This window comes from Vibrio sp. Vb1554 (genome assembly GCF_033344235.1).
In genome coordinates this window covers 352,841-378,234 of record NZ_JAWPOJ010000001.1, presented here as the reverse complement: position 1 = coordinate 378,234, position 25,394 = coordinate 352,841, and the positions used below count along the sequence as shown (strand labels likewise).

Sequence of the window (25,394 nt, the reverse complement as noted above, 5' to 3'; positions counted from 1 at the left end):
ACAATGAAAAAACTCGCTCTTATTTCTGTAGTAGGTTTGGCATTGTCTGGTTGTGGTGGTTCAGGTGGTGGCAGCAATAGCGATAGCACACCAACTCAACCAACAGTGAAACCAAGTGTAGCGATTGGCTCTGTTGAAGCGGTCAACGCTGAAGAAAGCACGTTAACCGTCAATGGACATACGTATCGTGTGTCTGAGGTGGTTTATGACGACACACAAGTGCAATTGGCCGATGTAAAACCAAAAATGGTGGTTCGCGTGGGTTCAGATATTCGGCAAGCTTCGGACAATGGCGTCCGAGTCACACTTGAACCAACCATTACTGGACGTGTGACAGCGATTGATCATGTGAAGAAAAAATTCACGGTAAACGGCATAGAGCTGCAGTTTGACGGTTTAAGTGATGATATAGAGATCAACGACTGGGTGATGGTGTCATCCTTACCGACTGCGGATGCGGGTTATCGAGTGTTGTCTGTGGTCGAAATCGACGTAGATAACGATTACCCAGCCCTTGGAAGCTACTACGAACTGGAAGGCAGTATTACCAGTATCGATGAAAATGCTGGCACGTTTGAGCTTGGTACAAATATAACCGTATCTTACGACAACATTAGCCAACTTAGCATCGGCCAATGGGTGGAAGTAGAAGGTGAAATGCAAAACGGTATCTTCATGGCACATGAGGTACAAGTTGAAGACTACGACGATCTAAAAAATGACAGCGATGTGGAAGGTATCGTGACTTGGGTTGCCAAGGATTATAGTGAGTTCTCTCTAAACTACCGAGGAGCATTCTTCATCGATAACGCAACACGATTTGAAGACGGCAGCAAAGCGAACCTAAAACAAGGCCAAGAAGTGGAAGTAACGTCTGTCATGAAAAATGGCAAACGCATCGCTACCGTTATTGAGTTTGAGCAACCAGACTTTGACGATAACAACCAATGGCAAGGTAAAGAATTTGAATGTGAAGGATACGTATCAAACTACGATGCTGAAGCAAGAACATTTGAAATCGAGCGTTGCGAAAACGACGCAGATCAATTGCTAAACAACACGACCGTTGTGATTGATGCACAAACACGCTTCCAAGGCATCGAAGAACTTAACCTAAATGGTGCTCGTGTCGAAGTCGAAGGTGTGATCATTAACGACCAAAATATTGCCCGTGAAGTGGAGTTAGACGTTTACGACAACTAATCCCTTCTACGCTTAAGAAAAAGTGTCACTTCGATGGCACTTTTTCTTTTCACCTTACTTTGCTTCCCAAGCTCAAACCAACAAATTCTCAGCCAAAGCCTTTTCTCTCCGTTACACTTTACCTATGTTTCACAACATTGGTGACAACTATGAAAAAACGCAACCTCATTTTGTTAATCTTGTTTTTTGGTTCAGCCACGAGCTTAGCTAGCGTTATGGATCCTGACTGCGATGCAGAAAAGGCAGCTAAAGCCGCTGCGACAAAAGCCGTGGTTGGTGTTGGTGGTCGCTGTACGCCTAAAGAGGCACTGAAAGATACCGCAGTTGATGCAGGAAAAGACAAATTGCCAGATGAAGGGATGGCGGGTAAAGCTGTTGATGCAATGACACCAGAAAAAGAGAAGAAAACGGTGAAAGACGTAACCAAAAAGCTCAATAAAGATTGATACGCTTTCTTGTCGTTAACTTTAATAGCGAAACTTCCCCCCCCCAAAAAAAAGAGCGCCGATTGACGCTCTTTCCGATCTCTAATAGATAACCAATTATGCGGTCTCTGCTTCACCTATCCAATGATAATGGTGGTTGGCTTTTTTCCCCACTAAACCGAGCTCTGCCAATTCTTCAAATACCTTGTCTACCTCTTCCGCAGACAGCCTAAACTGTTTAGCAACGGCTTTTTTGGTGCACGTAATTTGATGCGTTTTAAGTGCATCGCTAACTTGCTCTAACAAGGTTTTCGGTTCCTTTGGTTCTTCTGGCTCCGGCGCAGCTGGTATTTCTTGCTCCTCTTCCTCTTTTATATGAGGAAGATAACCCGCAGGCGCTGGATCTATATCGCGAACTGTTTTCAATATCATGCCCTCATTTCTGCGATAGAAATATCGGAACCGTTGCTCTTCACCAATCAAGCCAACAAAAAATGCAGCAAAGAAGTCCAAAAGAATCGAAAGAAATACAACCAAGCCAAGCTGAGCTTGCTGAGAGGTGGTACCAAATGCGTTGGCTAGGCTATCAATCAAACCAATCACTGAGCCTTGCGTAACCGGCGGTAAACTATCACGCTCCATAGCCAAGCGTTGCTGCTCTTCACGTAAGGTTTTGTTTTGATCCTGAATGCGAGTTACACCAGTCGCGATACGCTCCATCTCGATGTATTTCTGCGCTGCCATATTGTTGAGCTCAATCTGCTTATCGATTGCCGCAATCTGACGATTAAACGCTTCCACTTTCGCCTGCTCTACCGAAATATGACTTTGTGCACTATTGGTTGCACTATTAATGCCACCAATACTACCGCCAATGGAAATCGCAGCTAAGACTAAATAAAACACGAGAGCGGTTGCTGCTCCTGTGTAGTTGCGATGGGCTCGGCGCTCACCGTATTCATACCAAGCGTAAAATTTACCCGCTTCAAAAATGATCGCTAAACCACCAAATAAGGTTTGCATCATCGGATTTTCGTCGATAGACAAAAACAGCAATAGAGAAAAAATAGTCGATGCTAAAATCGCAGCACCGGTGAATGCATATACACTCACCATGGCAAATCGACCTTTAGGGTATCGATATCCAATCTGTTGTTCGTATTTCATTTGAGAAATTTCTTAAGATTAATCGCCCCTCCGACTAAGTAGGACGGACGTTTCTGGCATGTACAAAGGAGCGCAGAATACCGTATCCTTTATTAAATTACTGTCATAATTCCGTTAATGGAAAACAAGTGAAGATTCGGTGTGCATTTTGAATCGATATCAGCCAAATCTAGCACGTAAAAACACCACCACGACACCCACTAACCGAAGCTTCAGTGGCATATAAGAGAGATTAATTCGGTATCTTCAAAAGCGACTAGGCAAGACTGACAAGTTGAATTGGAGGTTGTGAATGTCAGCCGAATCAAGACATTAAAGCGTTAAAAATAGACAATAAAACAAATAATGCACACTTGCATCACCTTTTAGTAAACTGATAATTACATTGTTTGGTTAATTTGTTAGTATCCCGCGCCGAAGAAGATAAGCACTCAATTGTATGGAAAACACTCTAATACAGCACAAACACCATCGCTTGCACGCTATTGCGGTTATTATCGCGGTGTTGTTTCAGTTGTATTTAGCGTCCACAGCCGCTCTTAACCCTACACAAGTTCACAGCACAACTTGGCTCAACAAAGTCCAAAGTGAAAAGGTTTTACTGTGTACCGCAGATGGTTTCAAATGGGTGGATATCAATACGTTGATTGAGGCTAACGCTCAATCTTCTTCTAAGCTCATCCAAGATCTTAACTTACACGACGGCTTCCAGTTTGAATGCCCGCTTCTTCAAGCTGTTCAATTCTTTCTTTTAGTTGCGATTGGGCTTTACCTGACAACCATCCATTGGCTGCGCCGAGTAAAGTATGCACTGACGACTTATCACTTTTCAAAATGCGATAAGCTCGTTTACAAACACATCGCGCCTAAGCACTCTCCGCCGAGTGTTTTTCCTGCCTAACAGGCATCTAATCATTGACAACTTTATTCAAAAATAACGATGACTCTGTTTGTTGTCCATTCAGAGAAGCTATTAATTCAAAAGGAAAAACACATGCTTAAATCATTAAAAACCGCCGCTATCGCGCTTATTGCTGTCATCGCTAGCCCACTGAGTTTAGCGCACGATTATGAAGCAGGAAAAATTCATATCGACCATCCATGGAGCCGCGAAGCGCCACCAAACGCACCTGTTATCGGTGGTTTTTTTCAATTAACCAACCACGGTGACAGTGAAGATGCATTGATCGCAGCAGAAAGCCCAATCGCAGGGCATGTCGAAATTCACACGCATAAGAAAGAAGATGGTGTGATGAAAATGATTAAGATTGACGAAGTGCGCGTTCCAGCCAATGACTCAGTGTTGTTTAAGCCAGGCAGCTTCCATTTAATGATTTTTAACCCAACACAAACTCTTAAAGAAGGCGACCGCTTCCCTATGACGTTAACATTCAAAAACGCGGGTAAAGTGGAAGTAGAAATGGCGGTTGAAAAACAAGGTCACATGGAAAAACACATGCACCATTAATGACGTAAACAAAAGTGCCCGCTGATTTAGCGGGCATTTTTATCTCAGCTTAGTCAAAATCATTATTCCGGTAGATCCTAACTCGACTCTTCAGAATAATGGTGATGAATAACGCTCGGCGAAACGGGGTCACATATCATAACAGCGTGCTCGGGCAAGAGATTCTAAATCACGCTCGTCCCTCACAATTCAGAATGACCTTGAAAGACTTAAGATCCTAAAAAGGTTCCCTACCCGCTTAAAACTCAACCTCTCGACAAAGTTCTCCAACCATCACTTGGCAAGCCTAAATGAAATCATAAGTTTGGCAACAAAGACCCACTGTTAATCGGCTTTCTTTCTACTTGAAACAAACCTCAGCCCAACGAGCTAAGCCGGCAGTTACTGAGCCAAAATAGTTTCCACTGACAACCGGAATACTTGGCAGTACGGTTTGCACCGCATCGCGCAAGATTGGCGAGCGTGCCGAACCTCCAGTCATAAAGATAGCATCGGGTTTAACTCCAGCTTGCTCTACCGCTTCTGTCACCAACGCCGTCATTTTATTCTTTGGCGACTGGATCGCTTCGATCATTTCGTCACGTTGTACATCAACTTCAATCGTTTCTGATAGTAAGTTGATGCCAGTTCGGTAAGAAGCTTGTTCTGAAAGTGCCACTTTTGCCTCTTCGGCACGGCGAACAATGTTGTAGCCTAAAGACTCATGATACACCTCTAGCAAACGAGCAAGTTTTTCTGGCTCTTGAGCCTGCTTTTGAAGCAACTTTAACGCTGATAGGTTCTCTCGCGAATAGAAGTCACTCTGCGCTTCTACATTATTGATTGCTATCGGGTTCCAGAATTGGGTAGTCGGCATCACAATGCCTGACTCCATTTTACTTCCCATGCCAAAAGGGAACATGAGCTGCTTAAATGCTAGCGCGATATCAAGATCATTCCCGCCGACACGCTGGCCACTGTGAGCTAACAAGCTTGCGGTCCTATCTGCTTTGCCGCGCCAAGACGGTCCCATTTGGATCAACGAACAGTCCGTTGTACCACCGCCAATATCGACTACTAGAATGATTTTATCTTCGCTGAGTGTCGCTTCATACTCTAGGCCCGCCGCGACAGGCTCAAACTGAAACTCCACATTTTGGAAGCCCGCACGTTTCGCTGCCCGCAACAAAATGCGTTCAGCCTGAATGTTAGCCGTTTCACCGCCACGCCCATGAAAGTTAATTGGTCTGCCGATCACAGCATCGGTAATACTTTGCTGCGCATCGTTTTCGGCTTGAGACTTAATATTGTCCATCATCGCGCAGACAAGGTCTTCGAAAAAAGCCAATTGCACATCACGCAAGCCAGATGCACCAAGAAAAGACTTCGGCGATTTCACATAATAGATATCGCGAGGATCTTCCAAATAGAGATTAAGTGCATCCTGACCAAACGCAATGTCGTCGGATTCTAAGTCAATACTTTCTTCTCGGTTTAAATTGATTGCCCGGCGTAAAACCTGCTCACCAACTTGATCTAATGGTTTAATATCTCGATGGCGAAATAAATGCTCGGATACCGATTCACGACTCGGTGCAGCAAGGGTGGAAGGAATAAAAGGGCTGTTTCCTTCTAGATTAAGCAGTACTGGCTCACCCGGTTCCATTTTAGCCACTGAACAGTTTGCAGTACCATAGTCAAAGCCGATAAACATTGTTTCTCCCACTGTCCCACTGATTAGTGGCCTTTTGACCGTTAAAAAGCTGGCAATGCTAACTTAATGGCATAAGAATTACTATCCTAAAATCGAATGTAATTTAACGTGGAAAACCTATCTAAGGTACACTATTTTCTCTTTTTGCAGACGGCACAACAACCGCTACCAATAAAGCTAAAAATAGGAACACAGGGCTAAGCATTAATCCATGCCAGATTGAATACCCATCATGGAACAGCCAGAATATACCAAGCGTCAGTAGGTACGAAAAGTAGCTGCAAAACACCAAGCTAATCGCGACAAAGCGCTTTTGATTAATAATAAGAATCCGCACTAGATACTGGCTAAGAATACCAGAGCAGCGCATGGCAAGTTGCCAATTAATGATAAAGAAAGCAAGCGCAATAAACCCAGCTACGACCAGTGCATCATGCGTGCTTAAAATGAAGTAGCTACCAAATCGGCTTATGATGACCGGATAATCGCCTTCGTATATCGTTGACCAAGATATTGCGTTCGCTGCTGCTACGTAATTGGCAAAATAAGCAATAGCGTAGAAAGTCGTTTGAGAACTGAACGGCTGAAATACATCCCTACAAAATCCTCGCCACTCTTCTTTGTTGGCGGTAGGCCCAACCCAGTCACGTTTTTTTTGAGCGGTACGCCCGGCAAACGCAGGCCCGTTGCGAAACAACAGCCAAAATATATAGAGTGCAAGTATAACCAAGAGTATTGAAAACATACCCTTCCCCCTCATAAATTATCGGCGCCACTGCCAATGGCGTTGGGGTCGTAAACTGCACTTCCCTGCTATACCTATTTGATTTATCAAAGACTTATTATTTTATTACCACCAAAATTCATTTAATGGCATGCTAAACAGCAACATTTTCACGCTTTGTGCGTGAAGTTCGAAAGCCTACTTTTAGGTTTAGCACAAAAATAACTACAGCAAAGCGTAAGAGAGGGATTCCGCACCCATCAATGAAGATGAGGCGTTAAGCAGAAGCTGCGACCGCAATGAGAAGAGAAGGATTCAAAGCGGTCATGCATGGGCGAGAAGAGCAACTATTTCTCTAACTTTTCTTCAAATACACCAATCTCTCTGCCCAACCAAATCGCGCGTTCTGTGTGATCGAGCAACTCTTCTTCGCTTACTGGGTGAATAAGCACAGAAAAATCGCCTCGAATCGTATCAAGCCACGCCAAGAACTCTTCACTCAATGATTCTAGGTGAATTTCAAACATCGGCATCTTGTGTGGGCCAACTAACCTTCCAACTAATGGAAACACACGCAGCACATCTTGACGCTCTTGACGGATGATCTCGTTCAAGGCTTGCGCTTTATCTTGTTCTCTTAGGGGAAAATAAACATGAGCGTGGTACATAACTTCTCCATAATCACTTCCGCTTGAGCACCACCTACTTTGGATAAGCTCAAGGACTGCCGAGGGTATACATTTGTAATGCCGTCACCCTACCTTGATTCCACTCAGTTGGGAAGAAGTTATGCATTCTCATAAGGTCGAGGCTTCGAGCACAACAAAAATTTGCAATTCATCATATAGCAACTGTTTGAGTTGATTCATTAATAATGACTCACTTTGTCAAATTTTACAGCCAAATTTTGTTGCAAATATGTTTCATTAACCAGTAATTAAATTCGAGTTTAAAAATACCACCAACAAAATAGCAGCATATTACTCTGCAAAATCAGGGTGTAAGCAAAACTTTACTACTGAGCGAAAGTCAAAATGAAGCATAATTTAACAATTTGTTTACACTTATTGTATCTGGCTATACCACGATTTAGTTAGAGGGTTAGATACAGAAAAACCTTTCTCTGTATCTTGCGGTGAAATAGTCGCAGCGATGTTATCGACAAATAGTTTAAGGGACGAACAGATGCCTACCGCTATCGAAAGCACACGCAACCTTAGGTATGGCCTTTGCGCTGATATCAGAGTTTGAGTACCCATACAAACTCTGGTTTTGTATGAACAGCTGCAGTCCAAAAGACCCGCAGCGTCAAAAGGAGCTTGAGATGAACGTTCAGGCATTACCCATGCATCGGTTTATCGACCATCGTGGGGACCTAGTCGGCCAACTACCCAACTGGGCTGACACTGAAACATTGGTCGGGTTTTACCGAGATATGGTATTAACTCGCACTTACGACAACAAAGCAGTTGCCTTGCAACGCACCGGTAAGCTAGGGACCTATCCCTCACACTTAGGCGCGGAAGCCATAGGCATTGCGGTCGGCAGAGCACTTAAAGCCGATGATGTGTTTGTTCCTTACTACCGCGATATGCCTGCGATGTGGTGTCGTGGCATTGGCATGGAAAAGAACCTTCAATACTGGGGTGGCGATGAGCGCGGGAGTGATTTTGCTCCTGAAGGCAGTCCGGTTCCTAGCCGAGACCTTCCCTACTGTGTACCCATAGCGACGCAATGTACGCATGCTGTCGGGGTGGCTTCCGCACTAAAAATTCAAGGTAACCATGAAGCTGCGCTAGTCATGTGCGGCGATGGTGGTACATCCAAAGGGGACTTTCTTGAGTCAATAAACTGCGCAGGTACTTGGAATATTCCACTTGTTTTCGTCGTAAACAATAACCAGTGGGCAATTTCAGTGCCGCGTAGTCTCCAATGTGCCGCCGATTTCTTATCAGAAAAAGCGCAAGGTGCAGGTATACCGGGTATTACTGTCGATGGTAACGATGTCGTCGCCGTTTATGATGCAACTAAAACCGCCCTTGAGAGAGCAAGAAAAGGGAAAGGCGCAACACTCATCGAAGCGGTGAGTTACCGACTGAGTGACCACACTACGGCCGATGATGCGACTCGTTATCGTAAAGAAGATGATGTTCAAACTGCATGGCAATACGAACCTATCGCACGTCTTAAAACGTACCTCCTTAATCAAGGCGCTTGGAGCGACGAACAAGAACAGCAATGGCTAGATTACTGTAAAGAGCAAGTAGAGTTAGCTGTTGAACGCTATCTGAGCTTACCGCCACAAGCACCAGAAACCGGTTTCGATTATTTGTATGAATCGCTACCTCAAGAGCTTCATGCACAAAGAGATGAACTCATCAACAAGGCAATGAGAATGCAGGGAGGCAGACATGGCTGAGCTAACGTTGGTTGAAGCAGTAAACCTTGCCCTGCACCACGAAATGCAACAAGACCCCAATGTTGTCGTACTAGGTGAAGACGTGGGCGATAATGGTGGTGTATTTCGTGCCACTGTTGGACTCAAGCAAGAGTTTGGTCTTAAACGAGTCATCGATACGCCACTCGCTGAAGCCTTAATCGGCGGGGTTGCGGTCGGTATGGCAACGCAAGGATTACGACCTGTCGCCGAATTTCAGTTTCAAGGTTTCGTTTTTCCTGCGATGGAGCACTTAATGTGCCACGCGGCTCGAATGCGTAACAGAACTCGCGGTCGGCTCACTTGTCCCGCGGTTTTTCGTGCGCCATTTGGCGGCGGTATCCACGCTCCGGAACACCACTCAGAAAGCGTGGAAGCGCTATTTGCTCACACTGCTGGATTTAAAGTGGTGATTCCTTCTTCTCCACAACGCGCATACGGCTTACTTCTCGCTGCAATTAGAAGCAATGATCCCGTCATGTTCTTCGAACCGAAGCGCATATATCGCACCGTTAAATCTGAAGTCGTTGATAACGGCGAAGCACTCCCACTCGACACCTGCTTCACCTTGCGTAAGGGGCGAGATATCACGCTCGTTACTTGGGGCGCATGTGTCGTAGAGTCACTTCAGGCCGCGCAAACCTTGTCTAGTCAGGGGATTGAAGTCGAGGTGATTGATTTGGCGAGTATTAAGCCAATTGATACCGCGACGATTTTCAGCTCACTAGAAAAAACTGGACGTTTACTCGTTGTTCATGAAGCGAGTAAAACTTGTGGTGTGGGCTCTGAGCTATTAGCTCGAACCGCTGAACATGCCATGTGCTTACTTAAAGCCCCACCTAAACGAGTAACTGGAATGGACACCATTATGCCTTATTACCGTAACGAAGATTATTTCATGGTTCAGGAAGAAGACATTGTGACCGCGGCGCGCGAACTCGTGGAGGATTGGAAATGAAGACGTTTAATTTACCCGATCTCGGTGAAGGTCTCGCTGAGTCAGAAATTGTGAAATGGCACGTTAATGTCGGAGACATGGTTAAATTAGATCAAGTGATCTTAACCGTAGAGACAGCAAAAGCGACGGTAGACGTCCCTGCCCCCTATTCGGGCCGTGTGGTCAGCCGTCATGGTGAGGAAGGTGAAATCGTCAATATTGGTGCATTACTGCTAGAGATTGATGAAACAGGTGCCGGGAGAGAAGTAACGGCAGAGAAAAAAGCCACTGCTGACGCCGCAACCGTCGTCGGTAGCGTTTCTCACCAAGCGCATCATGTTAACGTTGATGATTTCTGGATTGGTGGCAACCACAACACGACAGAAAGTAACCTCGTTACCGCCCTGCCTTCGGCTCGCTTGTTGGCACAAAAACTTGGGGTAGATCTTAACCTTGTGTCAGGTAGTGGCCCGAACGGACTTATCGTAGATGCCGATATTTACGACGAAGCCGGAAAACAGCGTCCAGGCACCGAAGTTTTGAAAGGCGCTCGACGTACCATGGTATCGTCTATGACCGAATCGCACGAACATGTTGCTGCCGTAACCATTACGGAAGAAGCATTGTTGGAAGATTGGCTGCCAAACGAAGATATCAGTATCCGCCTTGTTCAAGCGATTGTTCATGCGTGTCAAGAAGAGCCCGCTTTAAACGCTTGGTTTGATGCCGAAACCATGACACGCTGTGTACACACAACGGTCAATGTAGGAATTGCAGTAGATAGCCGTCATGGATTGTACGTGCCAGTCTTGCGCCACGCAGATGAATACGAGCCACAAGATGTTCGTCGTTGGCTCGATCAAACCGTTGAAGGGATCAGAGAGAGAAAAATCGGTCGTGAGCAATTGCAACACGCGACGATTACGCTTTCCAACTTCGGCGCGATTGCCGGTATTTACGCGACACCTGTCGTCACACCGCCACAAGTCGCTATTGTCGGCGCGGGCCGAATACTCGACCGAGTTGTGATAAGAAATGGTCAAGCAATTTCGGTGAAAGCAATGCCGCTATCCGTAACGTTTGATCATCGCGCTTGTACTGGTGGTGAAGCTGCAAGGTTTACAAAAGTACTTGCAGAGCACCTGCAACGTCCGAGCGAAAAGTAACTTATAAAAATCAAATGATAAAGGCTTCCAGTCCGGAAGCCTTTTGTTTTAGGAAGCAAGACTATATCTACAGCTTCTCTAACAGCTCAGGCATTACCACAAACAAATCGTCGACCAATCCATAATCTGCAATGTCAAAAATAGGCGCATCAGGGTCGCTATTAATTGCAACAATCACCTTGGAATCTTTCATTCCCGCCAAATGCTGGATCGCGCCAGAAATTCCGACGGCAATGTATAACTCCGGTGCAACAATTTTGCCGGTTTGCCCAACTTGATGGTCATTAGACACATAGCCCGCATCGACCGCCGCTCGTGACGCCCCTACCGCTCCACCTAGCTTGTCAGCCAATTGTTCTACTAAAACAAACTTCTCTTTACTCCCGAATGCACGACCACCCGACACTACTACTCTAGCCGCTGGCAATTCTGGTCGCTCACTTTCTGGCGTTTGTTGCGAAACAAACTCACTAAGTTTATTGATAATCACCGTGTCGACTTGAGTAAGCTTAGGGACAACTGGCGTGTCAGATAGCTCTGCGGCATCAAAAGCCGTACTTCTTATGGTCATCACTTTATAGAGATCATTCGACGTGACTCTCGCCAATGCATTTCCAGCATAAATTGGACGAATCACCGTATTGATAGACTCGATTGTCATCACGTCAGAAAGTTGACCAACATTAAGCAACGCCGCCACACGAGGCATCACATTCTTACCAAATGTACTGGCAGGAGAAAGAATGTGTGAGTAGTTTTTGGCTACTTGTGAGATCAAAGGTGCGATATTTTCCGCTAATCCATGTTCATATCCCTTCGCATCAACCCAGATAATTTCTGCAACACCCTGAACGCAATTCAACTCATCCAAAACTGATTGGCACTGATAACCAATAAGCAACACAGAAACAGGAAGAGATTTATCATCATCCTTAATCTCAAATGCCGCTTTAATTGCACACAGCGTCCCTACAGCCAACGATTGGTTGTCATGCTCTGCGAGCACAAGTGTTGCTAATGGTCGGTCTTCCATGGTCATGCCTCATATAACACGTCAGATCCATTACTTGAGCTTAGTCCACTTCACGTTAACGTCAACTGAGCTATAGTTTTCTGTATAGAAACCAAAACCTGTCACGCAGATGACGATAATAGAAAGGAAGCATAAAGATGGAACGAGAATGCATGGAGTTTGATGTCGTGATCGTGGGGGCCGGACCTGCAGGCTTAAGCGCCGCTTGTCGGCTAGCTCAACTCAGCCAAGACAGTGAAGGTGACGCACTTTCAATTTGCGTTGTAGAAAAAGGCTCAGAAGTGGGCGCACATATTTTATCTGGCGCTGTTTTTGAAACTAGTGCCTTAGATGAGCTTTTCCCCAATTGGAAAGAAATGGAGGCCCCGCTAGCAGCCTCGGTTCAACGAGATAATTTCCTTTATCTTACTACTGAACAAAACCATATTCGCGTTCCCCACTTCCTTACACCGCGTCCAATGATAAATGGCGAGAATAATTACGTAATTAGCCTTGCCAACCTTTGCCGTTGGCTCGCTAACCAAGCAGAAAATCTTGGGGTGGAAGTTTTTCCGGGCTTTGCCGCTGCAAGCATCAATTATGATCAGACTGGCGCCGTGACAGGCATTAACACGAGCGATATGGGACTAGATAAGAACGGCCAGGCCAAACCTAACTTTGAACCAGGTATCGAGCTAAGGGCAAAATACACCCTTTTTGCTGAAGGTTGTCGCGGACATCTGGGTAAAGAACTTATTCAAAGGTTCGACCTAGACGCAGGAAAGCAACCACAGCACTACGCGCTTGGCCTAAAAGAGATATGGGAGTTACCCACTGACAGTAAGGATGTATCTGGCAGTGTTATCCACTCCGCTGGCTGGCCCTTGAGTGAAACAAATACCACGGGGGGCGGTTTTCTCTATCACATGGAGAACAACCAAATCGCCGTCGGGCTTATTGTCGACTTGAATTACAGCAATCCTTACTTGAGCCCGTTTGACGAATTTCAACGCTTTAAGCACCATCCTGCTATTGAACCACATTTGAAAGGTGCTCAGCGCATCGCTTACGGCGCAAGAGCCATTGCGAAAGGTGGACTTTCCTCTCTGCCGAGACAGCAATTCCCTGGCGGTTTATTGATTGGTTGTGATGCGGGGACTTTGAACGTTGCTAAAATTAAAGGCAGCCACACAGCAATGAAATCCGGAATCATTGCAGCAGAAGCGGTACATACGGCCCGACAAACTGGAGCTTCTGAGCCAGACTACCAGTCGTTGTTTGAATCATCATGGTTGTATGACGAACTCGCCGAAACGCGTAACTTTGGCGCGAACATTCATAAGTTTGGCAGCATACTTGGCGGTGCTCTTTCGACTTTTGAACACAACCTGTGGCAACCACTGGTTAAGAAGCCGTTACCCTGGTCTATCAAGGACTATTCGCACGATCATGATCAGTTAAAACCTAAACAAGAGTGCCACCCAATTGCATACCCAAAACCAGATGGTGAAATCAGTTTTGATAAGCCTTCGTCGGTATTTTTGTCGGGAACACAGCACGAAGAGAATCAACCTTGTCACCTTGTTCTGACTTACCCTCACATTCCAATTGATGTGAATTTAGGTATGTATGACGAACCAAGTCAGCGCTATTGCCCCGCTGGGGTTTACGAAGTGGTGGAAGTGAACAATAAGTTGAAGTTTCAGATAAATGCCGCCAACTGTGTGCATTGCAAAACCTGTGACATCAAAGATCCTTCGCAAAACATCACGTGGAAAGCACCAGAAGGTGGCGGCGGACCAAGCTATCAAAACATGTAGATACGTTAGTATGTTGACGATCTAACAAATGGATAAACAAACCGATTGGCAGAGCCTCATTACTCCTGCCAATCGACAAAATGATCAAGCAAGAAGTCGATAGCCAATCGCGCTCGTAGTGGTAGAAAGTGACGATTCTGATAAACAATCCAGCTGCTGTTGCCGCTTCCCCAATACGGCTCTAGTATTGGCACCAAACGACCAGACGAAATAGCATCGTTGAAACTACTCTTCGGTAAGTACGCCACACCTAATCCTTCTGCACAGGCTTGCAAGACCGTGTGTGCGTTATTGCTCTTCCATCTGCCCTGCACTTTTACGCCATCTAAAGGCTTGCCGTCTTTTTCAAACAACCAAACGTCCTTATTGGCAATAATGCAGCTATGACGCTTGAGTTGCTCTGGGTGCGTTGGTAAACCATGTTCATCGAGATAACGCTGACTGGCTGCCGCTGCCATGGGACGATCCACCAGCTTTCTCGCAACCAAGCCTGAATCACTCAACCTGCCGTAACGAATGGCAAAATCGAAACCATCTTCAATAAAGTTGACCATGCTGGTGTTGAAGTTAATTTCAACCGTGAGATTAGGATGTTGCTTGGCAAACGCCATCAAGGCAGGCGCTACATAGTTCTCAGAAAACGCACCAGCGGCGCTCACGCGTAACGTACCACTCAACTGAGTTTGCTGCGTGGTGAGCTGTTCATTGGCTTGCTGAAGCCCAATCACCAATTCTTTACACTGCTGATAATACGCTTGCCCCGCTTCCGTTAGACTCACCATTCTTGTCGAACGGGCTAACAAAGCGACACCTAATCGCTCTTCTAGTCTTGTGACTTGGCGACTGACGTGACTGGTACTGCAACCTAACTGTTTTGCCGCTGCAGAAAACCCTAAGCTCTCAGCAACCGTAACAAACTCATTGATGCCTTCAAAACTGTCCATACTTACCTTTGCTATATAGCAATAATGTTTTGCCAATTAATCGTATTATCACTTATTTGTTTAGCAATTAGTATGAAGGTGTTCAACAAATACACGTAAGCCAAAAAGGAAACCATCATGAAGAAAGTACTCATCATTGTGACGAACCATGCGACCCTTGGTGAAACTGACCAAGCAAACGGAACTTACGCGCCAGAGCTCACTCATGCGCTTAGCGAACTACTAGATGCAGGCTTCGATTACGACATTGCCTCTATCAAAGGCGGGCAAGCACCACTGTACGGAACCGACATCGAAGGCGACGCAGTCAACGAGAAAATCTTAGCGGATGATGATTTCCAGAACCGCATCAACAACACGATTCCAGTGTCACAAATCAACGGTGACAACTATGATGCGATCTTCTATCCGGGTGGTTTTGGTCTTCTTTCAGACCTAGCGAGCAACGAAGATTTTGCCAAGATTTCTGCAAAACACTATGAAGATGGCGGTATTGTTGCAGCAGTTTGTCACGGTCCGGGCGCTCTTCTCCCTATCACGCTTAGCAATGGCGAAAAGCTACTTTCGTCTAAATCAGTAACAGGCTTCACTCGTGAAGAAGAGATCGACTTCGGCACCATCAACGATATCCCATTCCTATTGGAAGAATCTCTTGCACGCAGCGCAGCGCGCTACTCTAAAGTGCAACCATGGCAAGAGTTTGTAATTGTGGATGATCGTGTCATCACAGGTCAAAACCCAACGAGCGCACACGGCGTAGGCAGAGCGATTGTTGAACACCTAGCTTAAACGCGCCGGAAACTACAACTATCCCAGAAGAGGAAAGCGTGCTTTGTCATGCTTTCCCTTGCTACAGGCGATCGCAAGATGCGCTTATACTTCTACCCCTGCTTCATCTTCTTCTACGATATCCGTTTCTTGGTTCGCCTCTTCCAACCATTGCTGTAAAGATTCACTTGCTAGCACCTTTTGTTGGTAAGCTTTGGCACCTTCCGATAACTCGATGCCATAAGTTTGGAAACGCAATGCCACAGGTGCATACATAGCATCCGCTATCGACCATTCTCCAAATAGCCAACCGTTTGGATGCAGTTCTGCTTGCTCTGCCCAAATGGCGTCAATACGAGCAATATCTTTAAGCGCACCCTTCGTTAAGTCGACTTTTCTGTGTGCGCGGATGTTCATTGGGAGTTCGTTTCTTAAATCAAAGAAACCCGAATGCATTTCTGATGCAATGGCGCGTGCTTTAGCTCGTTCTGCGGAGTTGCTTGGCCAAGCTTTACCTTGTAAGTATTGCTCGTTAACGTATTCCAAAATCGCTAATGAATCCCACACGGTTGCGTCACCATCCACCAAGGTAGGTACTTTCGCGGTTGGTGTAATACCTTCCAAGGTCTTATAAAAATCTTCTGTGAATAATTTGAGCTTGGTGACTTCGACATCTAGTTTGAATTGAGAAAAGATCAACCATGCGCGCAGTGACCAGCTTGAGTAGTTTTGGTTAGCAATAAACAGTTTCATGACGCCTCCATGCGGTTTGTGTTTTGAGTACCCATTCACAATATCTGATTGTATTTAAGGGCACTAACGGATAGTTTTGATGGAACACTTCAACAAAAACGATGGATGAGTTTTAGATATGGATATCGATGCGTTGCGCAGCTTTCTTGCTTTTGTCGAAACGGGCAGTTTCACTCGTGCAGCCAAGCAGATCAATCGCACCCAATCCGCGTTCAGTGCACAAATGCGTAAGCTAGAAGACGAACTCAGCGTCAGCTTGTTTGAAAAAGAAGGCCGTAACCTCGTATTGAGTGAAGCGGGACTGGCACTGCGCTCTCACGCCGAGCAATTGGTCAGCTTGCACAATCAAGCACTGAAACAAGTGAGGCGCTATGAAAACAAGCGCCCTCTTCGCTTAGGTTGCCCAGAGGATTACAACGACAATATCTTGCCTAAAGTCATCCGCGTATTACAGCAATCTGAGCCCACATGTTCGATTCAAGTCTTTAGTGAGCCAAGCATCACCTTGAGAGAAAAACTCGATGAAGGAAAGCTAGACGCCGCTATTGTGACAAGAGCACCGGACAGTGAGGAAGGTTACTGGCTAGCAAGCGACAAAGGCGTGTGGATTGCTCATCCTGATTTTGACATTGAGAACGCCCAACCTCTCCCTCTCGCCCTATTCCAAACCGACTGTAAATACCATGCGGCAGCAGTAGACGGATTAACCAAACGTGGCACTCCTTATCAACTACTGGCATGTTGCAATACGGCTTCTGCACAACGAGCAATTGTACGTTCAGGCATGGCTATCGGTGCGATGGGCAGTGTTAGCGTTAGCGAGGATCTTAAGATCTTAGGCGATATGCCATCGCTGCCTTCCGTGGATATCGTTTTGGTCACGGGCGTCGAGCCTCATCCGATACTGGATAAAGAATGCTTGGCGCAATTGGTTGAGTTAATGGCTTAACTGAATTCGCTAACCAATCACAAAGTTGAATTCGCCCGTTAATCGCCCGTCGATTCGTATGGTTTCAAACTGTAGATAATCACGGGCTTTGCCACCCCACCATTCATCACCAGTATTGCCTTTTAAGTACAACTGAGTGGTCAGAAGCTCTTGGTTATCCCGCCACAACTTAACGTGAATGTGCGGAGGACGAGAGGCATAAGGCACAGGATACAAAGTCTGGAATAAGTAGCGACCATCCGATTGAGTTTCGAATGCGCCAAAGCCTGCAAAGTGAGCATCAAACTTATCATTATTTGGCTGCTTAGGATGATCGTAAATCCCCTGCCCATCGCATTGCCAGGTTTCTACTTTGATGCCTGAGACAGGGTTTCCCGATGTATCTACTACTCTGCCTTGCAACACGATAGGTTCACCGACCAAGCCTTCTGATTGCAGAATCAAGTTTTGACGAAGAGGAATATCCACTACTGGATAAAATGGCCCTTCAGTTTGTGCTGGCGTTGGCCGCATTGGTGTTTTCGCTTTTAAAGAGGGGGCGAACAACAATGTCCACAGCGCTAAAAAGTGTCTTCTTTCCATGGTGCCACCAATACAATTGCGTTGAATTAAGTTTGGGGGAACTTAAGGAATTTGCCATGACGAATATAAAAAATGCCCCTGCAAGAGAGCCATTCGCAGAGGCACTGTGGAACTAAATGATGAGTGTTGATTGAAGGATTATGCGGCTTCGAACGCCAATGCTTTCTTCTCTACCTGACGGAAAATGAGAGTTAGCACACCATTTACCGTTAAATAAAATGCGCCTGCAATACCAAATACCGTCAACGTATCGTAGGTTTGTACGTTAATGCGCTGCGCATAACCCATCAGATCCATGATCGTAATCGTGCTTGCTAGTGACGTGCCTTTGAAGACCAAAATCACTTCGTTCGAGTAAGCAGGAACAGCACGACGAATAGCGTATGGTAGCAGCACTTTTAGCGTTGCGGTTTTGTTCATACCCAGAGCACGACACGCTTGCCATTGACCGGAAGGAATCGCGTTAAACGCTCCTTTGAACAACTGAGTGCTGTATGCAGCGGTATTGAGTGCTAGCGCTAACATCGCACAGAACCAAGGTTGGCTTAACCATGTCCAGAATACACTTTCTCTTACGGCATCAAACTGACCCGGACCGTAGTACACCAAGAAGATCTGTACCAGCAAAGGCGTACCTGTGAACAAGGTGATGATGCCACGACTTACCCAATGCAAACCCGGAGTACGTAGGATCAGAGTCAGCGTCATCATCAGAGCTAAAAGACAGCCCACAACCAAGGAAGCGGCGGTCAATTGGAGGCTAGTGCCTAAGCCATCCAGCATTTGCCAAACGTGTTGTTCGTTCATGCGGTCGCCTCCTGTCCCATGCTCATGCCTTGAATTGAGAACTTCTTATCAATCAGTTTGACGGCACGTTGTGTAATCAAAGTAATGCCTAGGTAAATCACCGCAGCGGTTGCGTACCATGTAAACGCTTCATGCGTCGCTGCAGATGTTAGCTGCGCTTGTTTCAACAAATCCGTTACGCCAATCAGTGATACAAGCGCGGTGTCTTTCAGCAGAACCAACCATTGGTTAGTTAAACCTGGTAGTGCGTGTCTTACTGCTTGTGGTAAAACAATGCGAACGAAAGCGTGTGCTTGACTGATGCCGAGTGCACTTGCTGCTTCTCTCTGCCCTCTTCCAACGGCTTTTAATGCGCCACGTAGAGTTTGAGAAGCGTAGGAAGCGAAGATCAATGACAACGCCACCACGCCAGACAAGAACGGGCTAACTTCAATAAAGTCGCCGGTGATTAAAAACAGAACCTGCGTCGAACCAAAATAGATGAACAACACGACAAGGATTTCTGGCAAGCCACGTACAATCGTCACAAACGCCGTCATTGGCCATTTAACGAAAACGCGGCGAGACATTTCACCACTGGCGAATACCACTGCCAGAATCAAACCGACTAAGAGGCTTGTGAAGGCTAGCTGGACAGTCATCCAACTAGCTTGAACAAGCGATAAAGAGTAACCCGTTAGTGCCATATTACTTACCGAAGTATTTGTTGTAGATTACGTCGTATTCGCCGTTTGCTTTCACTGTTTTCAGTGCTGTGTTCAGCTTGTTCACTAGCTCGTCGTTACCTTTATTTACTGCGATACCGAAACCGTTACCGAAGTATTTAGGGTTAGTGATGTGCTCACCCACGTAAGCTAGGTTGTCTTCTTTCTTGAACCATTCTGCTACGACTGCTGTGTCACCGAATACAGAATCAATACGGCCATTTTTCATATCGATGAACGCGTCTTGGTAGCTTGAGTAAGGAACCGCGGTTACGCCCGGCATTTGCTCAATCAGGTAGCTTTGGTGTGTTGAGCCGTTTTGAACACCAACACGCTTACCTTCTAGTGCTTTTTGATCAGCCACTTTTTCTTTGATAGAAACAAACGCTGCTGAGTTGTCATAGTATGCATTCGTGAAATTCACTTGCTCCAAACGCGCCTCAGTAATGTCCATTGCAGAGATTGCCGCATCGTAGCGCTTGAATTTTAATGCTGGGATCAGGCTGTCAAAAGATTGGTTGTGGAAGGTGCATTTTGCTTCGATTTCTTTACATAGTGCATTCGCCAGATCCACATCAAAACCTTGGATTTGGTTGTTTTCATCCATGTATTCGAATGGGGCGTACGTCGCTTCCATCGCAAATTTGATCTCTTCTTGTGCTGCTGCGTTCGCTGAGACAAGTCCGATTAGTGAAGCTAGTAGAATCTTTTTCATTGCAATACTCCGTGTGTACTTAGTGGGCTGACACTCGCAATGACAGCCGAGCTTATCTGTTAAATAGACTGAACTTTAAAAACGTGATTTAGTGATTTAAGTAGTCAGCAAACTGGGCGGTTTGCGGGTTAGAAAACGAATCATTTGTGCCGTGCTCAACGATGTGTCCTTTTTCTAAATACAGTACGTGACTAGCGATTTTCTTGGCGAAATCCACTTCGTGCGTCACAACTACTTGTGTAATTCCGGTTTCGCTTAAATTTTTAATAATCTTAACGACTTGGTTAGTAATTTCCGGATCAAGCGCAGCGGTCGGTTCATCAAAAAGCAAGACTTCCGGTTTCATCATCAATGCACGAGCAATCGCCACACGTTGTTGCTGACCACCAGAAAGTTGCATCGGCCATGCATCCGCTTTGTCTGCCAAATGCAGCGTCGCGAGAATTTGCATTGCCTGCTTCTTCGCTTCTTCTTTATCCATGCCAGCGACTTTTACCGGAGCCTCAATCAGGTTCTCCATCACTGTCATATGCGGCCATAGGTTGTACTGTTGGAACACCATGCCCACTTTACGACGAAGCGCTAAACCTTGCTTCTCTTTGATTTCAGTTGAAAAGTCGAATGCGTCATTAGCGATGTTTAACTGGCCGTTATCCGCTCCTTCAAGAAGGTTAAGAACACGTAGTAGAGAGCTCTTCCCTGCACCACTCGGACCGAGTAACACCAGTGTTTCCCCGCTTTCACACTTAAAGCTGACATCGTGAAGCACTTGTGTCTCACCGTAGGATTTATTGATTCCGCTTACCTGAATAGTCATGCTGACATACCGCATTAATTGTCACTTGGTATTTATATTACTCAACTGGACTTTTTATGCAATAAAAATGTATAAAAATTTAATTTGTTAATTTTTTGTATGATCAGCTACCACCAAGACAGAGTATCTGACTGGTTTGAAGAGTTAGTTTTAACTGAATTTGTTGAAGAAAAATCCAACAACATGGTGACGACCGAAACAAGGTTAAAATGGTGGTTATTTTTGTACTGACGTGTAGAGGAAGTTTTGAGTCTATGAGGATGATCTATTCCAAGTACACCTTCTCATTTTTGCCGGGCTTCCCCCCTCGATTTCCGGTAAAGCCTTCTATCGGCGGGTTCCTGATTAGGACTTTGTGAATGGACTATAATTTCTCTTTGTATTCTGGCCCTTAATTCGAGTCATCTAAGTATGAGTGAGATAACCCCATGTTGAAGTCGCATTGTTTTTCTCTCATTGCACTTGCTTCTCTGAGCTTACTTTCTATACCCAGCGTTTGGAGTAGAACATCAATCGTGTTACCTGGATTGCATGAACAGGGTATTGATCTTCAAGATAAGCCTATATCTGCTGCCGCTGCACTTGAATGGGAGTTGGATAATGCCGATATCGTGTTTGGAGCTTACAAAGATAAGAGTGATAACGAGCGTGTAAAAGCGCTTGGTTACATGTACAACCAAAAGCTGGAACTTAACTCAGGTTGGCTGGAAAACGATATACGTAACCAAGCAGAACTGAATGGAATTGACTACGAAGATTTCTTTCTCCACTTTTCTGAAGACACTATCCTAGCTGAAGTCGACTCAAGCCATGGTGAAAATACCTTACTCAATCGAAAACCGATGATCGTTGGCTATACCGCCAGCGCTGACCACGCCGGCTTTTGGCTATATCAACCACCGCCATGGGATGCTGATGTATTTGGCCAGGCGAATAATGGTGGAGCCCTCTATGTCTATCACTCAGAGAAGTTCGACCGCTTAGCCTTTACGTTCTCTCAGTTTGCTCAAGGCGGCAGCTTCACGATTGAATACCCTTCTGCTATCGACTCGTTTGGTCGGGTAACAGAATGGAAACGCTTCGCGATTAAAAAAGACAAAACTGAGAACATGACTAAAAACCAAACAGTAAACTGGTCTGTTCCTTCGGATTGGGTTCGCGCTACAACGCATGATGGTAGCGGAAAAACTTATGGTGGCGGTCAGTACTTTGGCTCCACCTTTTTACGCGACGGCGGCCGCCTTTACTTTGCGAAAATTACTTGGCATGACGGCAACATAGAAAACCGCCCACGTCTCGAAAACATTCAACTCAAAAATAGCTTCCCTGCCGTCAATATCTCAGTAGCACCAACGGAGACACCGGAAGGTCAAACCATTCAACGCTGGCGTAAAATTCGTGGCTTCGACAAATCTGCAGATCGAAACCAAGACAATTATCTTTCTTGGAATGAATACAAAAACCGTTCGAATAAGAATGCAACGGCCCGATTTCGTTGGGAGTCACGGGTTATTCCATTTGGTCGTATGTGGAATCAAACCTCTTCTTGGGCATTGACCAATCTCGGTAATCCCGTTTTTACCAATACAATGCGCCACTATTACCAAGCTGAATGGGCGAAACAAGGTTTAAATGGTGCGTACAACGACGATACGAATAAGTTACTCGGTGCAAATCAGTTCTACATATATTCCGGAGGCACAGTGGATGAACTTGGTTTGGTGGCGGGTAGCCAAGCTGCTGACGATGCTTACAAAGCGCAATTCTCGGCGTTCTTGAATAAACTGGCAACGCTGGATGAAGATGCGTTAATTGGCCTCAACATAGGTACGGCAAACTTATTCGGTCGTAATGGGCAAAACCACTTGGTTTACGCTGGCTCCTTGTACTTGCGCGAGCACTACCTTTTCCCTGCTACCGGCTTTAGTGGCTATGCTGGCTTGGCTAAATTTTGGGATAACTCTGCACTCGCCAAAGCTGGCCAGAAAGTGATTTATCAAGCGACCACGCGTTATGGTCGCGTTCAATACTTTGGTAACACAGAAAACAATTGGAAACAGGACCAATACTCTGCACTAGCGGTGTTCTACTTAAACTATCACCCTGAGCGCATTTACTTTAATCAGTGGAACAATGGCTACTTATATGGAAGTAATAACACAACAAGTGACAACTTCTGGAAGGCAGGCGTACCAAAGAATATTGCTTATCAACCTAGCACCTTGCTTGCCGTTGATTTAGGTATGCCAACCAATCAAATCCCAGATGGGTATCAGGCGACTCCGCTAATGATGTCCACCAGCACGCCCTATTCCGCCGATTACACAGTGATTGGAGATGCTTCTATGAGCAAAGTGGCTCATCCTGACTTGCCTAATGGCGCTATCGATTTGTTACCAACCCATACGTACTTTGCGTATCACTCAGACGATACGGTAGTGATGCATGGCCCTACAGAGATGGTGTTAGCCCGCGAATTCACCAAAGGCCGAGTTCTGTATCGAACTGATTTCTTTGGCAAGAATATCGATTATTTCACCTCACCGAAGATGACAATCGTGCTTCCAGAGCCTATGCGACCTGTAGATCAAGACGGTAACATCGGCGACTATGTTTCTCATATTGAGATTGGCGGCTACGAAGGAGTGTTCTTGCTGTATTAACTCCCTTTCAACACGCCTCACCAAACGCTTCATAAATCACCGTTTTTATGCTTAACGTCACTGAAAAAAACTTGTTCACTGAATCTTTATAAACCGATGTATATACTGAAGTAAATGACAACGACAAGGAAATTCAGTCACATGAAAACGACACCTTCAATGCTCTCTGTTCTGCTGCTATCAGCATTATCTACTCATGCAAATGCGGACGAATGCGGAAAAATAACCATCGCAGACATGAATTGGAATTCGGCCAGCTTAATGGCGCACATCGACCAATTTGTCTTAAATGAAGGCTACCAGTGCGATGCGGAATTGATCCCTGGTGATAGCGTTCCTACAGGCACCTCTATGATTGAAAAGGGACAGCCTGACGTTGCGCCAGAGTTATGGACAAACGGTATTAAAGAAGCACTTGATAAAGGGATTGCGGATAAACGCTTGCGCATCGCTAGTGAATCGCTTGTCAATGGTGGTGAAGAAGGGTTTTGGGTTCCCGCCTATCTGGTAAAACAGTATCCAGAACTCGCGACGATAGAAGGCGTCATCAAGCACGCCAAACTATTTGAACACCCAGAAGATGATGACAAGTTCGCGTTCTATAGCTGCCCTGCTGGTTGGACATGCCAAATCACCTCCGGTCACTTGTTTAATGCATTAGGGTTAAGTGAGCACGGCTTTGAGATGGTTGACCCAGGATCTGGCGCAGCATTAGCTGGCACCATCGCCAAAGCCTATGATCGCAAAATGCCTTGGTTTGGTTACTACTGGTCACCGACCCCCGTATTGGGCAAGTATGATATGGTCAAAGTGGATTTTGGTAGCGGAACAGATTTAGAAGAGTATCGCAACTGTACCACTCAGCCTGATTGCGCTTCACCAAAAGTAACAATGTACCCACCTTCTCCAGTTCGCACAGTAACAACTGAGGCGTTTGCGAGCAAAGAACCCCAAGCATTCGCGTACTTGCAGAAACGCGGATTTACCAACGAGCAAATGAGTGAAATGCTGGCCTGGATGGAAGATAACTACGCGGACGGTGAAGAAGCGATGTTTTACTTCTTTAATACCTACCCTGACTTGTGGAAAGGCTGGGTATCTGAAGACGTCGCGGTGAGAATCGAAAAAGCGCTTTGATGATTAATACTTAAAGTGCCACAAATCATTTAACCTCCCATACCGTTTGAATAAACGGCATGGGAGACTCGTCAACGACTCGTTAATACATGGTGTGACCATTCAATGTTTCTTTAGGAATCTCTTGCAGAGCGTCCCAATGTTCAACAATCTTCCCATTATGATCAAAACGAAAGAAATCCATCGTCACGTATTCAATATCATTAGGCCATGTTTGGTGAGTGTGTAGTGCCACCAAGTTCCCTTCAGCAATGGCTCGCACAAACGTAATGTCTTTATTGGGATACTCATTTTGCATCCGCTCAAAATACTCGATAAAAGCCTCGGGGCCATTTCCAACTAATGGATTGTGCTGGATGTACTCATCGCCAACATAGTCTTCAACCGCTTTTCTTGGATTACCTCGATAGGAGGTTTCGTAAAACGCAATGGCATTTCTTTTATTCTCTTGCAGATCCATTTTTCTTACCTGTGTTGCTCCATCTTGCGGATAACGGTAATCA

General features: G+C 45.6%; 26 protein-coding genes. 12 read left to right on the top strand and 14 right to left on the bottom strand.

Annotation, left to right across the window (positions count from 1 at the left end):
- The first annotated feature begins 3 nt into the window (after positions 1–3).
- Positions 4–1,203: a DUF5666 domain-containing protein gene (locus tag R8N28_RS01665; RefSeq protein WP_065275359.1), complete on the top strand. Its 1,200-nt coding sequence runs from the start codon at positions 4–6 to the stop codon at positions 1,201–1,203.
- Between the two features lie 149 nt (positions 1,204–1,352).
- Positions 1,353–1,649, top strand: a complete 297-nt coding sequence (locus R8N28_RS01660; protein WP_017634219.1) for a hypothetical protein — start codon at positions 1,353–1,355, stop codon at positions 1,647–1,649.
- A gap of 96 nt (positions 1,650–1,745) precedes the next feature.
- Here the strand turns inward: R8N28_RS01660 and R8N28_RS01655 are convergent, their stop codons facing one another.
- A complete protein-coding gene (locus R8N28_RS01655; RefSeq protein WP_017634220.1) occupies positions 1,746–2,795 on the bottom strand; it encodes a hypothetical protein in 1,050 nt (349 codons plus the stop codon).
- A 439-nt stretch (positions 2,796–3,234) separates the two neighbouring features.
- Between R8N28_RS01655 and R8N28_RS01650 the strand changes: the two genes are divergently transcribed.
- Together R8N28_RS01650 and R8N28_RS01645 are read left to right on the top strand one after the other, a co-directional pair.
- A complete protein-coding gene (locus tag R8N28_RS01650; RefSeq protein ID WP_005388493.1) occupies positions 3,235–3,696 on the top strand; it encodes a hypothetical protein in 462 nt (153 codons plus the stop codon).
- Between the two features lie 93 nt (positions 3,697–3,789).
- Entirely contained in the window at positions 3,790–4,263 is a 474-nt protein-coding gene (locus tag R8N28_RS01645; RefSeq protein WP_005375841.1) for a copper chaperone PCu(A)C, read from the top strand.
- A gap of 340 nt (positions 4,264–4,603) precedes the next feature.
- Here the strand turns inward: R8N28_RS01645 and yegD are convergent, their stop codons facing one another.
- From yegD to R8N28_RS01625, 4 genes are all read right to left on the bottom strand, one after another.
- Positions 4,604–5,956, bottom strand: coding sequence for a molecular chaperone (yegD, locus tag R8N28_RS01640; protein ID WP_065275360.1), 1,353 nt, complete (start codon positions 5,954–5,956; stop codon positions 4,604–4,606).
- Positions 5,957–6,077: 121 nt separating this feature from the next.
- Entirely contained in the window at positions 6,078–6,701 is a 624-nt protein-coding gene (locus tag R8N28_RS01635; RefSeq protein ID WP_065275361.1) for a hypothetical protein, read from the bottom strand.
- A gap of 326 nt (positions 6,702–7,027) precedes the next feature.
- Entirely contained in the window at positions 7,028–7,348 is a 321-nt protein-coding gene (locus tag R8N28_RS01630; protein WP_005375836.1) for a DOPA 4,5-dioxygenase family protein, read from the bottom strand.
- Positions 7,349–7,744: 396 nt separating this feature from the next.
- Positions 7,745–7,939, bottom strand: coding sequence for a hypothetical protein (locus tag R8N28_RS01625; RefSeq protein WP_127891143.1), 195 nt, complete (start codon positions 7,937–7,939; stop codon positions 7,745–7,747).
- Between the two features lie 65 nt (positions 7,940–8,004).
- Here R8N28_RS01625 and pdhA point away from each other — a divergent pair, with 65 nt between their 5' ends.
- The 3 genes from pdhA to R8N28_RS01610 are packed head-to-tail and all read left to right on the top strand — an operon-like array spanning position 8,005 to position 11,220.
- On the top strand, positions 8,005–9,099 hold the full coding sequence (pdhA, locus tag R8N28_RS01620; RefSeq protein WP_025998586.1) for a pyruvate dehydrogenase (acetyl-transferring) E1 component subunit alpha: 1,095 nt from the start codon (positions 8,005–8,007) through the stop codon (positions 9,097–9,099).
- Positions 9,092–10,075 (top strand): alpha-ketoacid dehydrogenase subunit beta, encoded by a 984-nt coding sequence (locus tag R8N28_RS01615; RefSeq protein WP_017634235.1) that lies wholly within the window; start codon positions 9,092–9,094, stop codon positions 10,073–10,075. Before pdhA ends, R8N28_RS01615 begins: the two co-directional genes overlap by 8 nt.
- Positions 10,072–11,220, top strand: a complete 1,149-nt coding sequence (locus tag R8N28_RS01610; protein ID WP_005375831.1) for a dihydrolipoamide acetyltransferase family protein — start codon at positions 10,072–10,074, stop codon at positions 11,218–11,220. Before R8N28_RS01615 ends, R8N28_RS01610 begins: the two co-directional genes overlap by 4 nt.
- A gap of 67 nt (positions 11,221–11,287) precedes the next feature.
- Here the strand turns inward: R8N28_RS01610 and R8N28_RS01605 are convergent, their stop codons facing one another.
- The gene (locus tag R8N28_RS01605) at positions 11,288–12,253 is read right to left on the bottom strand and encodes an electron transfer flavoprotein subunit alpha/FixB family protein (RefSeq protein ID WP_065275362.1); all 966 of its coding nucleotides are present in this window, start codon (positions 12,251–12,253) and stop codon (positions 11,288–11,290) included.
- A gap of 137 nt (positions 12,254–12,390) precedes the next feature.
- Here R8N28_RS01605 and R8N28_RS01600 point away from each other — a divergent pair, with 137 nt between their 5' ends.
- Positions 12,391–14,052: an electron transfer flavoprotein-ubiquinone oxidoreductase gene (locus tag R8N28_RS01600; protein ID WP_065275363.1), complete on the top strand. Its 1,662-nt coding sequence runs from the start codon at positions 12,391–12,393 to the stop codon at positions 14,050–14,052.
- A gap of 59 nt (positions 14,053–14,111) precedes the next feature.
- Here R8N28_RS01600 and R8N28_RS01595 read toward each other — a convergent pair whose 3' ends face one another.
- Positions 14,112–14,996: a LysR family transcriptional regulator gene (locus tag R8N28_RS01595; RefSeq protein ID WP_065275364.1), complete on the bottom strand. Its 885-nt coding sequence runs from the start codon at positions 14,994–14,996 to the stop codon at positions 14,112–14,114.
- 117 nt (positions 14,997–15,113) lie between these two features.
- On the opposite strand from R8N28_RS01595, the gene R8N28_RS01590 reads away from it, so the two are divergent.
- Positions 15,114–15,785 (top strand): type 1 glutamine amidotransferase domain-containing protein, encoded by a 672-nt coding sequence (locus R8N28_RS01590; RefSeq protein WP_065275365.1) that lies wholly within the window; start codon positions 15,114–15,116, stop codon positions 15,783–15,785.
- Between the two features lie 84 nt (positions 15,786–15,869).
- Here R8N28_RS01590 and R8N28_RS01585 read toward each other — a convergent pair whose 3' ends face one another.
- Positions 15,870–16,517, bottom strand: a complete 648-nt coding sequence (locus R8N28_RS01585; protein ID WP_065275366.1) for a glutathione S-transferase family protein — start codon at positions 16,515–16,517, stop codon at positions 15,870–15,872.
- A 118-nt stretch (positions 16,518–16,635) separates the two neighbouring features.
- Between R8N28_RS01585 and R8N28_RS01580 the strand changes: the two genes are divergently transcribed.
- The gene (locus R8N28_RS01580; protein WP_065275367.1) at positions 16,636–17,466 is read left to right on the top strand and encodes a LysR family transcriptional regulator; all 831 of its coding nucleotides are present in this window, start codon (positions 16,636–16,638) and stop codon (positions 17,464–17,466) included.
- Positions 17,467–17,475: 9 nt separating this feature from the next.
- Here the strand turns inward: R8N28_RS01580 and R8N28_RS01575 are convergent, their stop codons facing one another.
- The 5 genes from R8N28_RS01575 to artP all read right to left on the bottom strand — a co-directional run bounded on the left by R8N28_RS01575 (position 17,476) and on the right by artP (position 21,091).
- Positions 17,476–18,048 (bottom strand): protocatechuate 3,4-dioxygenase, encoded by a 573-nt coding sequence (locus R8N28_RS01575; RefSeq protein WP_054578999.1) that lies wholly within the window; start codon positions 18,046–18,048, stop codon positions 17,476–17,478.
- 138 nt (positions 18,049–18,186) lie between these two features.
- On the bottom strand, positions 18,187–18,855 hold the full coding sequence (gene artM, locus R8N28_RS01570) for an arginine ABC transporter permease ArtM (RefSeq protein ID WP_065275368.1): 669 nt from the start codon (positions 18,853–18,855) through the stop codon (positions 18,187–18,189).
- On the bottom strand, positions 18,852–19,541 hold the full coding sequence (gene artQ, locus R8N28_RS01565; RefSeq protein WP_042521067.1) for an arginine ABC transporter permease ArtQ: 690 nt from the start codon (positions 19,539–19,541) through the stop codon (positions 18,852–18,854). Before artQ ends, artM begins: the two co-directional genes overlap by 4 nt.
- Position 19,542: 1 nt before the next feature.
- Positions 19,543–20,274 (bottom strand): arginine ABC transporter substrate-binding protein, encoded by a 732-nt coding sequence (locus tag R8N28_RS01560; protein WP_054579000.1) that lies wholly within the window; start codon positions 20,272–20,274, stop codon positions 19,543–19,545.
- An 88-nt stretch (positions 20,275–20,362) separates the two neighbouring features.
- Positions 20,363–21,091: an arginine ABC transporter ATP-binding protein ArtP gene (artP, locus tag R8N28_RS01555; protein ID WP_114139536.1), complete on the bottom strand. Its 729-nt coding sequence runs from the start codon at positions 21,089–21,091 to the stop codon at positions 20,363–20,365.
- A 428-nt stretch (positions 21,092–21,519) separates the two neighbouring features.
- On the opposite strand from artP, the gene R8N28_RS01550 reads away from it, so the two are divergent.
- Positions 21,520–23,754 (top strand): hypothetical protein, encoded by a 2,235-nt coding sequence (locus R8N28_RS01550; RefSeq protein WP_065275369.1) that lies wholly within the window; start codon positions 21,520–21,522, stop codon positions 23,752–23,754.
- A gap of 141 nt (positions 23,755–23,895) precedes the next feature.
- A complete protein-coding gene (locus R8N28_RS01545) occupies positions 23,896–24,891 on the top strand; it encodes an ABC transporter substrate-binding protein (RefSeq protein WP_005375798.1) in 996 nt (331 codons plus the stop codon).
- Positions 24,892–24,973: 82 nt separating this feature from the next.
- Here the strand turns inward: R8N28_RS01545 and R8N28_RS01540 are convergent, their stop codons facing one another.
- Positions 24,974–25,351, bottom strand: a complete 378-nt coding sequence (locus R8N28_RS01540; RefSeq protein ID WP_065275629.1) for a nuclear transport factor 2 family protein — start codon at positions 25,349–25,351, stop codon at positions 24,974–24,976.
- Positions 25,352–25,394: the final 43 nt, after the last annotated feature.

What these genes read in the sequence shown, in the direction of transcription:
- R8N28_RS01665 (WP_065275359.1), top strand. Translation starts at nt 4, where the DNA reads ATGAAAAAACTCGCTCTTATTTCTGTAGTAGGTTTGGCATTGTCTGGT.
- R8N28_RS01625 (WP_127891143.1), bottom strand. Translation starts at nt 7,939, where the DNA reads ATGGGTACTCAAACTCTGATATCAGCGCAAAGGCCATACCTAAGGTTG.
- R8N28_RS01540 (WP_065275629.1), bottom strand. Translation starts at nt 25,351, where the DNA reads ATGGATCTGCAAGAGAATAAAAGAAATGCCATTGCGTTTTACGAAACC.
- R8N28_RS01575 (WP_054578999.1), bottom strand. Translation starts at nt 18,048, where the DNA reads ATGGAAAGAAGACACTTTTTAGCGCTGTGGACATTGTTGTTCGCCCCC.
- R8N28_RS01545 (WP_005375798.1), top strand. Translation starts at nt 23,896, where the DNA reads ATGAAAACGACACCTTCAATGCTCTCTGTTCTGCTGCTATCAGCATTA.
- R8N28_RS01660 (WP_017634219.1), top strand. Translation starts at nt 1,353, where the DNA reads ATGAAAAAACGCAACCTCATTTTGTTAATCTTGTTTTTTGGTTCAGCC.
- R8N28_RS01610 (WP_005375831.1), top strand. Translation starts at nt 10,072, where the DNA reads ATGAAGACGTTTAATTTACCCGATCTCGGTGAAGGTCTCGCTGAGTCA.
- yegD (WP_065275360.1), bottom strand. Translation starts at nt 5,956, where the DNA reads ATGTTTATCGGCTTTGACTATGGTACTGCAAACTGTTCAGTGGCTAAA.
- R8N28_RS01585 (WP_065275366.1), bottom strand. Translation starts at nt 16,517, where the DNA reads ATGAAACTGTTTATTGCTAACCAAAACTACTCAAGCTGGTCACTGCGC.
- R8N28_RS01655 (WP_017634220.1), bottom strand. Translation starts at nt 2,795, where the DNA reads ATGAAATACGAACAACAGATTGGATATCGATACCCTAAAGGTCGATTT.
- artQ (WP_042521067.1), bottom strand. Translation starts at nt 19,541, where the DNA reads ATGGCACTAACGGGTTACTCTTTATCGCTTGTTCAAGCTAGTTGGATG.
- R8N28_RS01635 (WP_065275361.1), bottom strand. Translation starts at nt 6,701, where the DNA reads ATGTTTTCAATACTCTTGGTTATACTTGCACTCTATATATTTTGGCTG.
- R8N28_RS01645 (WP_005375841.1), top strand. Translation starts at nt 3,790, where the DNA reads ATGCTTAAATCATTAAAAACCGCCGCTATCGCGCTTATTGCTGTCATC.
- R8N28_RS01560 (WP_054579000.1), bottom strand. Translation starts at nt 20,274, where the DNA reads ATGAAAAAGATTCTACTAGCTTCACTAATCGGACTTGTCTCAGCGAAC.
- R8N28_RS01605 (WP_065275362.1), bottom strand. Translation starts at nt 12,253, where the DNA reads ATGGAAGACCGACCATTAGCAACACTTGTGCTCGCAGAGCATGACAAC.
- R8N28_RS01590 (WP_065275365.1), top strand. Translation starts at nt 15,114, where the DNA reads ATGAAGAAAGTACTCATCATTGTGACGAACCATGCGACCCTTGGTGAA.
- R8N28_RS01615 (WP_017634235.1), top strand. Translation starts at nt 9,092, where the DNA reads ATGGCTGAGCTAACGTTGGTTGAAGCAGTAAACCTTGCCCTGCACCAC.
- R8N28_RS01550 (WP_065275369.1), top strand. Translation starts at nt 21,520, where the DNA reads ATGTTGAAGTCGCATTGTTTTTCTCTCATTGCACTTGCTTCTCTGAGC.
- R8N28_RS01580 (WP_065275367.1), top strand. Translation starts at nt 16,636, where the DNA reads ATGGATATCGATGCGTTGCGCAGCTTTCTTGCTTTTGTCGAAACGGGC.
- R8N28_RS01595 (WP_065275364.1), bottom strand. Translation starts at nt 14,996, where the DNA reads ATGGACAGTTTTGAAGGCATCAATGAGTTTGTTACGGTTGCTGAGAGC.
- R8N28_RS01600 (WP_065275363.1), top strand. Translation starts at nt 12,391, where the DNA reads ATGGAACGAGAATGCATGGAGTTTGATGTCGTGATCGTGGGGGCCGGA.
- pdhA (WP_025998586.1), top strand. Translation starts at nt 8,005, where the DNA reads ATGAACGTTCAGGCATTACCCATGCATCGGTTTATCGACCATCGTGGG.
- R8N28_RS01630 (WP_005375836.1), bottom strand. Translation starts at nt 7,348, where the DNA reads ATGTACCACGCTCATGTTTATTTTCCCCTAAGAGAACAAGATAAAGCG.
- artP (WP_114139536.1), bottom strand. Translation starts at nt 21,091, where the DNA reads ATGACTATTCAGGTAAGCGGAATCAATAAATCCTACGGTGAGACACAA.
- artM (WP_065275368.1), bottom strand. Translation starts at nt 18,855, where the DNA reads ATGAACGAACAACACGTTTGGCAAATGCTGGATGGCTTAGGCACTAGC.
- R8N28_RS01650 (WP_005388493.1), top strand. Translation starts at nt 3,235, where the DNA reads ATGGAAAACACTCTAATACAGCACAAACACCATCGCTTGCACGCTATT.